This window comes from Candidatus Aquicultor secundus, assembly GCF_002791875.1.
Taxonomy (GTDB): domain Bacteria; phylum Actinomycetota; class Aquicultoria; order Aquicultorales; family Aquicultoraceae; genus Aquicultor_A; species Aquicultor_A secundus.
Window position 1 is genome coordinate 22,476 of the sequence record NZ_PFNG01000256.1, and the last position, 7,994, is coordinate 30,469.

A 7,994-nucleotide genomic window follows, 5' to 3' on the forward strand; every position below is an offset into this window, starting at 1 on the left:
ACCGAGAGATGCTTTTTACCAACCTGGCGAGCGCGTCACGATCGAGCCGATCCTCTCGTCCGAAGGAGTAGACGACATTGGCCTGGGCCTGGCCTTTTTCGTTTCGCTCGTTGTGTGCAAGCTATAGATAGCGCACTACCGAGCCATCTTTGTTTTTCCGGGAGATCGTTCTCAAGTACATGCCTATATGCTACAACATCTAGTGCTTGATAGTACAGGTAATGATTACCAAACGTGTGCCTACGCTTTTTCGGCGTTTCCGGCACTCCTCAGGTCGCTGAGCTGCTATTATGGATTTTGGGTGGGGTAAAGATGCCTATTTACTGCGGAACTTCGGTTCTAGCTGATGAACGATAATTATAATTACCGCCCGAAGACGGTTAAAATTCCTGTTTTTAGTAAACCGCGCCGTCTAAGCTGATCTAAACGAACCGCGACTTACAACGAACTCTGTATTTAGTTACGAGACTAACGGGGACTTAGAAATTGAGATAAGGAGTTAACCGGAGAGTAAAATCCATTTGCAATCATACGATTTAATATACTATCTGCTTCTTTGCTATCAATAATCTCTTTCTTTATTGCTTTTATAAGGATGCCTACGGTTCCTGTAAGTTTTACACCAAGAAACGCCGCTTCCTTTCTTGCTATTTTATCATCACAGGCAAATACAAAGCCTCTTGTCTTGGCTATAGCGATACTTGATGCTTCACCAAAACCAAGCGATATTGAAAGTGTTTCAAAGAGGGTCTTTTCTTCTGTTGTATCTAACGGAATTTCCTTAATCCATCCGGCTTTTATAGCATCTCTTACTTTTAAAAGCCCATCATGACCTTTAAGAATTCCCTTGATATTCTCTGCAACAACAAAGCTTGTAACGTGCGCGGAGCCGGCATAAAATTTCTTGACGATATCAAGAGAGTCTGCCGTTGAAAAATTACTCAACACGCAGTTATCAAAAATAATATAAGGCGTTCGATCATGCATTTGCCGCATCCAAGTCTATATCTTCTAATTCCTGCGCCTTGAGACGAATACCTTTATCCTTCAAATATAGCCTTGTGGATACGACGTCGAGACCGAGAATTTCAGACAGCTTGCCGATGCTGATAAAACCTTCTTCATAGGCCTCGATCGCTATGAACTTTCGTTGTTCATGCCTATCCTTTTTTATGTATGTTTTATCAAGAGCTTCTCTTACAAGCTCGCCGAGAGTCCTTCCTTCTTTCTTTGCCTGAGTTTTTAGTTTTCTGTGCTGCTCGTCGGTGAGCATTATATTAGTCCGTTTCATATCCTCTCCTTATATGTGTAACAATATGTGTAAGAATATTTGTATGTAATGTATCATTTGAGCTAATATTCGTCAATCATTACGTCGCACAGGTCGCGACCTGGAGCGGGAGCATAGACACATGGCTTGACGTAGGCACTACACGCATTTTAGCTTCCTTCTGTCTTTGCTGGATAACGCCCTGTTTGGGGCGGCATTTGTCTGCTAACTGTCGAAGTTCGGCTAGACTTGTCTCGAGAATGCTAAATATGCAATCTTGCCGTCTCTGGCTTTAAGCCAAAGCCATTTTGTCTGCAAACCCTAAAGCTGATTCTAACGCCTGAAAACAAGTGCGGCCAGGCATATAATCACCTGGCCGCACTTGTTTTTCTCGTTTTTACAAAATTTTAAATCGAGCCCGGGGGGACATCAAATTCTTCGTAAGGGATATACCCGCCCGGCCATAAGAATTCTTAAGGCTCTTCGCCCGGTAAAAAATTAAATTCTTCGTAAGAGATTTTCCAGCAACCGGCCTCTTTTGCAAAGGAAAACCTGTAGTGAGCAGTGCCTTCAGGAGTAGATATTTTGCCGTCTGGTCCTTTGCCTCTTGCATAGGTTCTAATATCAGCCTCAGCTGTTGCCCTATCCCCATTTAAATTGATGATTAAATTGTCGAACTTCTTTATGCCTCCATCTAATTCTCTGAAGTTATCCGATTCCTGCCCTGATACAGCATTTTTGAGACATTCTATACGGCTTTTCTTAATTGCAGAATCAGATGTGTATATTTCATTGTATTTAGCGGTAATCTTATCAAACATCACCTGTTTAACATGCGCAGGTATTTTTCCTTTTGGGTCCGAACAATAGGGCTCAGGTAATATAGGCAATATATGGTCAGCAATAACAGACTCTTTTATTACTTTTTCAATTTCTGCCATATCTCTTGCGTTCTCTAAGCTTATAAAGCCAAGTAAGCCTGAGGCCGCTATGACTACTGCAATTATGCTTAGCACAATTTTTATTGCTTTAGGCTTGGTATGATTATTTGCCATTGGGGTAAACCTCCTTTAGTAGGGTCTTCTTGCATAAATAGTTGTTGTTGCCCTGTTAGGGTTATAAGGCCATAGGTGCCATATAGCCCGGTATCTATTGGTGGTATGCTGACACTGCAAATCTCCGTAATAGCCTGTGTTGCTAGGGTCAGTACCATATGCAGTAACTATACCACCGTGATCTTTACTTCCGTTGCTATCCCAATCATAGGCAAGCATATCGCCCCGAGTGATACTCGAATTTGAACCGTTGGTAGGAGCTTTCCAACTGCCGAGGTAATTAGAACTGCCTGCCCTTAAGAAATTATAGAAATAGCTTGCAACTGTCCAAGAATTGCTCCAGGTCCATCCATACCAATGATGCTCCATATACCATTTTGTATCTTCTGTTGAGCCATACCTCATCGGCCAGCCTCCGCCGCTATACAAGGCTTGAGAGGTAAAGTTGGTGCAATCACTACTAAAATATGGCCAGCTTGAATTTGGGCTTGTGGCATATTTCTCGGCATATTGCGCAGCCCCGCTAGCGCTATATGAAGCATAAGCATCAGATGTAAGGCCAAAGTTTCCTATAGCCAACAATAAGCAAAATACAAACAGCAACTTGCCTTTTCTTATCATTGCCCTCTCCTTTTCTTTTTCTTATAGATTAGCATGTGGTAAATTCTTCTCACCACCTTCTGGTCTTCATCTTCAGTTTATAACTGAAGCCTCCAGGGGGTGGCTTTTAGTTTATAGAACCATTAACGATATAACTATCGACTCTCAAACTTAACCACCCCCTTGTCAGTTAGTGCCAGATAGTCAGATAATTAGTTATTTTGCCACCATTTTAATGGCAAACATCTTAGTGGTAAGTATTGACATTGTATATGGTATTTCCGGCCTGCTAGCCGCTGTCTACAAAGCTAGCAAAAAAAAAGGGGCGGACGTCAATCGTAACATGAACATTTAATTTTACGTTGTTAGCGGTTGTTGGGTTTAATGTTGATATATCGTAATATGATAATAATGGAAACGAGAGTTTTTTACATTTTGTTTTATTGATAATTTTGTATATATTTTGTAAGATATATCGTAATATATCTCGTACAAAAGGAGGGTAAAAATGGCTATAAACATACTATCTGCAAGTGAAGTTAGAGAGCAACTTTCACGTATCTTAAAAAGTCTATCTGAGAAAAAGGAACCTGTTTTTATCACCCAGTATGGAAAAGCAAAGGCAGTCTTAATGGATATTGATCGTTATAACGCCTTAATGCAACTTCTTGAAGACCTTGAGGACATTAGAGACTTTCGTCTTGCTGAAGGAGAACCAGTGCAAGATTTCGAAGAATTCATTGCCGAGCTTGAAGGGCACCCGGGTGTATCGGCTTAAAATAAAAGAGCGAGCACAGAAAGATTTAATAAAGCTTGCTCCAGTCTATCGAAGCAAAATTACGACCATAATAAGGGAGCTTGTCAATAACCCTAGACCTCAAGGTTCTGTTAAACTTACGAATCAAGAGGAGTGGCGAATCCGCCAAGGTGATTATCGAATTCTTTACATCATCGATGATAATTCCCAAGAAATAACAATCGTTAGAATTAGGCATCGTCGTGAAGTTTATCGTTGATTGTAGGGGGACGTTAAAATACGCAATAAACTAGCCAACGGGGACGCTGGCTGGGCGCGCTGAAAAATAAGCGGGGTGTTTGACCTTTGAGTTATTTGCGCAAATTAAGAACGTCCCCCTATTTTACGTACTCCATCAGCTTGCCTTGCTTGCGCAGTGTAGTAATCAATGCCCGAACGACCTTTGGGTCAAACCTCATGCCCTGCTCTTTTTTGATCCTGCTGACGGCCTGGTATGCGGTGAGGCGCTCATCAAGCATGTCCGTTTTCGTAAGTTTATCAAAGCGACTGGCAACATTAATGATCCTGGCTCCGAGCGGGATATCGTCCGGCCTTTTCAGGCGATCGATGGGATAGTGGTGGGTTCGTACCATATCCGCCGCATCCCGCAAGAAATCCACCTGCTCGACGACCTCCGCCCCGATAAGCGCGTGCGGCGCCTCCCCGCTTTGTGCGCTCACCTGCTCGAGCAGGTGGTCCAGCGAGTCCTCGTCAACGCCGAGCATGCCGATATCGTGGAGCAGCGCGGCATAGCCGATCAGCTCGAGTTCGCGGCCGCGGACGCCGATTTCTTTTGCAATATCGACCGAGTAGTTCGCCACCCTTTTGCCGTGGCCGCTCCTGTTGGAGTTCTGCGCCTCGATCGCGTTCGAGAGCGCCTCGATAGTCTTGCGATAAATCTTTCTTATATCCAAAAACGATTTAAATGAAATCCTGGTCACCATAAGCGGCAGAAAGAACAAAAGCATCCCCCAATATCCCATCCCCTTGTACATAATCGAAAGAAGAATCCCGAGCGATGACAAGGATAGGTAGATCGGGCCGAGAAAGCGCACAGACGATACAAGCCCGCGCATATACCTGGTTCCGCGGTTGACGGCGATGGTCAGCTGGTCGAAACCGAGATCGATAACCGAGTACACCCCGCACAATAGCAACAAGGATATGATCCCGAGCAGGGGCTCGATTTTGCCGGGCTTGCCACCTAATGCATAAAAAATATTCGTGGATATAAAAACGGTTATGATTTTGAGTGAGAGCGGGTAGAGCGTTGCCGCAAATTTCAGTTTAACTTGTCTGATCAGCATGGATGCAAACATGCCGAGGATAGTAATTACAAGGGTATCCGGCAGCGGAAACAGCAGGATACTCGCAAGGATGACGGCCGTATCGATATTAAGCCTACCCCCTTGCGGCAGCTGGATGTCAAGGAGCCTGCTTGAAGTAACAGCCGCAGCAAACAGCCCTATAACCGCCAGTGACACCGCCGGAAACCCCGGCAGGCTATAGGCAAATATCCCCAAACCAAGGAGTATGACTATTGTGTGCAGCAGGATGACTTTACGCCGGATCTTCGATTGCAATTTTAAGCTGTATCTCCCCTGTTTCAAAGTGCCTGTCTTCAAGTGAAATATTAAGCGTGTTCACAAACGCCCGGACGATTCCCCCATCGAACTGGCTACCGCTGCAGGCCACAAGCTCGGCTGCGGCTTCCTGTGGGCTCAACGACGGCCTGTACGAGCGGGTCGATGTCATGGCATCAAAACTGTCGGCGACCGTTAAAATCCTGGCAAGAAGCGGTATTCTCTCCCCTGAAAGCCCTCTGGCATATCCGGTCCCGTTTAAGTGCTCGTGATGATAAAAGACGGCGGGAATCGCCGACTCTAAAAAGTCGATATCACCGATAATTCCGGCGCCGATCTCCGGGTGTTTCTTAATGCGCTTGAACTCGTCATTAGTAAGCCTGCCCGGCTTGTTTAATACCTTGCGCGCTATCCCGATTTTGCCGATGTCGTGCAGCAGCGCCGCATAGCGCAGAATTTCAGCCCTATCATCCGGCAGCTTAAGCTCGTGGGCAATCATCCCGGCGTATTGCGCCACACGCTCGGAGTGGCCCCTGGTGTAGGGGTCTTTTGCCTCAAGCGCCTGCACCAACGCGCTTACCGTGTCGACATAGGCCCCTTTAAGCTTCATGTAGACGCCAAAGGTCTGCCATGCGATTAAAATCGGCACCACGAGAAGAATGATACTGGCCGGACCGGTCGAGGTATAAATTTGCGCCAGGATAAAACCAAGCACCCCAAGGGCGTAGTAATTGGGGATAAGCCACTGGAAATCGTAACGCCAGGTATTGATTGCCGATTCCCCGTAAAGGATGGCAACCGCAAGCGCTATAAGCGACGTGTTCGTGATAAAAAAGATCGTGCAGGAGACGGCTAACGGTATGATGATAAACGGAAAATCCGATGCGACAATCCTGCCCGTCGTCCCACCGGTCAGCGTGTAGATGTGCCCGGCTGCAAACGCCGATACAACGTAATTGCAAGCGCTAAAGACCATCTTGTACCGGGGGATTTTATGTTTAATGTCGCTCAGGTTAAAAACCGTGATAACGCTCGCGATTGTGGCGGCCCAGGGGCCGAAGAGAAGAATCGTGGCGAAAATTATGGTAAAGCTAACCGAGATAAACGCCTTTTTAGGCAATGGAATGGTAAACGAATCGGTGATAAATATGAGCAGCGCAAAGAATGCGACCTCCAGCCAGGGTAGTACCGGTTTCATGATTAGACTAGCCACCAGAACTACGAATGCCGCTGCGTATATGCTATAGAAAAATACTCGTGCTCTTGCTGGAATACTGTTCACGGTGTTTAGCTGCCGATACTAATATACTGGTTCTTCGCTTGCGATTGGCTAGATAGTTACTGCTTCGTTTAATAATATTAAAAGTGGTACATACCTTTTGTCCAGTGAATTTTTGATGCTGACCCTCTAATATGCAGTTATAAAATATGCGATTTTAAAGGATGCGCAGAGTTTATTTAAGCCTTCCCGTGAATGGGTTCAATTAAGCCGTAGTTGCTGTCTTTTCTCTTATAGACAACGTTTATCTCATCGGTTTCGGCATTAGTAAAGACAAAAAAGTCGTGACCCAATAGCTCCATTTGCATTGTAGCCTCCTCGGGGGCCATCGGTTTAACCGCGACTTGCTTGACTTTAACGATACTCGGGGCTTCATCGCGACGGGCTTCGTCCTCGGCAAGATTCGTGACGGCCAGCTCTCCAAGGCCCGGGGCGTGTTTGGATCCCCTGTAATTCTTGTCCTTGAAACGCTTTATCCGGCGCTCGAGCTTATCAACAACCATATCTATCGATGCGTACATATCGGTTGAAGACTCTTTCGCCCTTAAAATCGGGCCTTTTGAAAAGACGGTAACCTCAACGGTTTTTGAATTTACTATGCTGGGGTTTTTCTCATCGGTGAACTCGATCTCGATCTTCTGTATTTGATCAAAATACTTGGTGATCCTCCCGATTTTATCTTCGGCATATGCGCGTAACGCATCGGTAACTTCTACGTGTCGACCTTTGACGATAATTTCCATAAAGCACACCCCTATCGATGATTGTAGAGACTTGTTCCTTCATTATATAATGTATTCTCTCCCCTTGATAACCGCAAACCCCGTGGGGATGGTTCCGATCAATGTAAAACCCCATGTATAAAATACATGGGGTGTTGTTGGTCTCCGGCTACTACCTGTTACTAAACCATTTTTTGAACATTAGCAGCCTGAGGACCCCGGTCGCCCTCAACGATTTCAAATGCCACTTTCTGGCCTTCGCTAAGAGCCCTGTAACCGTCCTCTTGGATGGCAGAAAAGTGCACGAATACGTCATCTCCGCTATCTTGCTCGATGAATCCGTAGCCTTTTTCCGCGCTAAACCATTTGACCGTTCCCTGAAGCACGTGCACCTCCTAAAAACCTGCAAGCCAACAACAATTAAACAATACAATACCGGCATTGGCTTGTCAAAAAAGCATGACGGCTGTATCCAAGGTTATACATACCACGTAATCTATTGGGTAACCAGGTAAAATCTGTAATTTTACTAATATTTTACCCATTTTTATTACCGATAAACATATCTTTTAGCACTAAAAGGGCCTGCAAGCAGCAGATTTTTCTGTTATTTGATTTTTTTAGAATTTTTCTTTAACCGACTTCGTCAACTATGGCACAATTATATGATAGCGGTCAGCTAGGGCAGC

The 7,994-nt window shown here is 45.1% G+C and carries 10 protein-coding genes and 1 pseudogene; 2 read left to right on the forward strand and 9 right to left on the reverse strand.

Translation table 11 applies throughout. From position 1 onward, the window contains the following. From COY37_RS12105 to COY37_RS10965, 5 genes and pseudogenes are all read right to left on the reverse strand, one after another. Nucleotides 1-181 (reverse strand): annotated as a pseudogene (locus COY37_RS12105) (IS1634 family transposase N-terminal domain-related protein); the annotation flags it as partial. Nucleotides 182-468: 287 nt separating this feature from the next. Beyond that, nucleotides 469-987 (reverse strand): PIN domain-containing protein, encoded by a 519-nt coding sequence (locus COY37_RS10950; protein ID WP_286677539.1) that lies wholly within the window; start codon nt 985-987, stop codon nt 469-471. Beyond that, nucleotides 980-1,291: a UPF0175 family protein gene (locus COY37_RS10955; RefSeq protein WP_286677538.1), complete on the reverse strand. Its 312-nt coding sequence runs from the start codon at nt 1,289-1,291 to the stop codon at nt 980-982. Before COY37_RS10955 ends, COY37_RS10950 begins: the two co-directional genes overlap by 8 nt. A 452-nt stretch (nt 1,292-1,743) precedes the next feature. Then, a complete protein-coding gene (locus COY37_RS10960) occupies nt 1,744-2,325 on the reverse strand; it encodes a nuclear transport factor 2 family protein (protein WP_286677537.1) in 582 nt (193 codons plus the stop codon). 15 nt (nt 2,326-2,340) lie between these two features. Continuing rightward, complete coding sequence (locus tag COY37_RS10965; RefSeq protein ID WP_286677536.1) at nt 2,341-2,946, reverse strand: amidase domain-containing protein; 606 nt, start codon at nt 2,944-2,946, stop codon at nt 2,341-2,343. Between the two features lie 487 nt (nt 2,947-3,433). On the opposite strand from COY37_RS10965, the gene COY37_RS10970 reads away from it, so the two are divergent. Continuing rightward, nucleotides 3,434-3,703 (forward strand): type II toxin-antitoxin system Phd/YefM family antitoxin, encoded by a 270-nt coding sequence (locus COY37_RS10970; RefSeq protein ID WP_286677535.1) that lies wholly within the window; start codon nt 3,434-3,436, stop codon nt 3,701-3,703. Then, nucleotides 3,690-3,941, forward strand: a complete 252-nt coding sequence (locus COY37_RS12015; protein WP_353682406.1) for a type II toxin-antitoxin system RelE family toxin — start codon at nt 3,690-3,692, stop codon at nt 3,939-3,941. The genes COY37_RS10970 and COY37_RS12015 overlap by 14 nt, the downstream gene beginning before the upstream one ends. Before the next feature lie 118 nt (nt 3,942-4,059). Here the strand turns inward: COY37_RS12015 and COY37_RS10975 are convergent, their stop codons facing one another. The 4 genes from COY37_RS10975 to COY37_RS10990 all read right to left on the reverse strand — a co-directional run bounded on the left by COY37_RS10975 (nt 4,060) and on the right by COY37_RS10990 (nt 7,691). Next, nucleotides 4,060-5,304, reverse strand: a complete 1,245-nt coding sequence (locus tag COY37_RS10975) for an HD-GYP domain-containing protein (protein ID WP_286677534.1) — start codon at nt 5,302-5,304, stop codon at nt 4,060-4,062. After that, nucleotides 5,282-6,502 (reverse strand): HD-GYP domain-containing protein, encoded by a 1,221-nt coding sequence (locus COY37_RS10980; protein ID WP_286677533.1) that lies wholly within the window; start codon nt 6,500-6,502, stop codon nt 5,282-5,284. Before COY37_RS10980 ends, COY37_RS10975 begins: the two co-directional genes overlap by 23 nt. A gap of 260 nt (nt 6,503-6,762) precedes the next feature. Beyond that, entirely contained in the window at nt 6,763-7,326 is a 564-nt protein-coding gene (gene hpf / locus COY37_RS10985) for a ribosome hibernation-promoting factor, HPF/YfiA family (protein ID WP_286677532.1), read from the reverse strand. Between the two features lie 161 nt (nt 7,327-7,487). Beyond that, nucleotides 7,488-7,691: a cold-shock protein gene (locus COY37_RS10990; RefSeq protein ID WP_286677531.1), complete on the reverse strand. Its 204-nt coding sequence runs from the start codon at nt 7,689-7,691 to the stop codon at nt 7,488-7,490. Nucleotides 7,692-7,994 lie beyond the last annotated feature (303 nt).

What these genes read in the sequence shown, in the direction of transcription:
- COY37_RS10960 (WP_286677537.1), bottom strand. Translation starts at nt 2,325, where the DNA reads ATGGCAAATAATCATACCAAGCCTAAAGCAATAAAAATTGTGCTAAGC.
- COY37_RS10965 (WP_286677536.1), bottom strand. Translation starts at nt 2,946, where the DNA reads ATGATAAGAAAAGGCAAGTTGCTGTTTGTATTTTGCTTATTGTTGGCT.
- hpf (WP_286677532.1), bottom strand. Translation starts at nt 7,326, where the DNA reads ATGGAAATTATCGTCAAAGGTCGACACGTAGAAGTTACCGATGCGTTA.
- COY37_RS10980 (WP_286677533.1), bottom strand. Translation starts at nt 6,502, where the DNA reads ATGAAACCGGTACTACCCTGGCTGGAGGTCGCATTCTTTGCGCTGCTC.
- COY37_RS10955 (WP_286677538.1), bottom strand. Translation starts at nt 1,291, where the DNA reads ATGAAACGGACTAATATAATGCTCACCGACGAGCAGCACAGAAAACTA.
- COY37_RS10970 (WP_286677535.1), top strand. Translation starts at nt 3,434, where the DNA reads ATGGCTATAAACATACTATCTGCAAGTGAAGTTAGAGAGCAACTTTCA.
- COY37_RS10950 (WP_286677539.1), bottom strand. Translation starts at nt 987, where the DNA reads ATGCATGATCGAACGCCTTATATTATTTTTGATAACTGCGTGTTGAGT.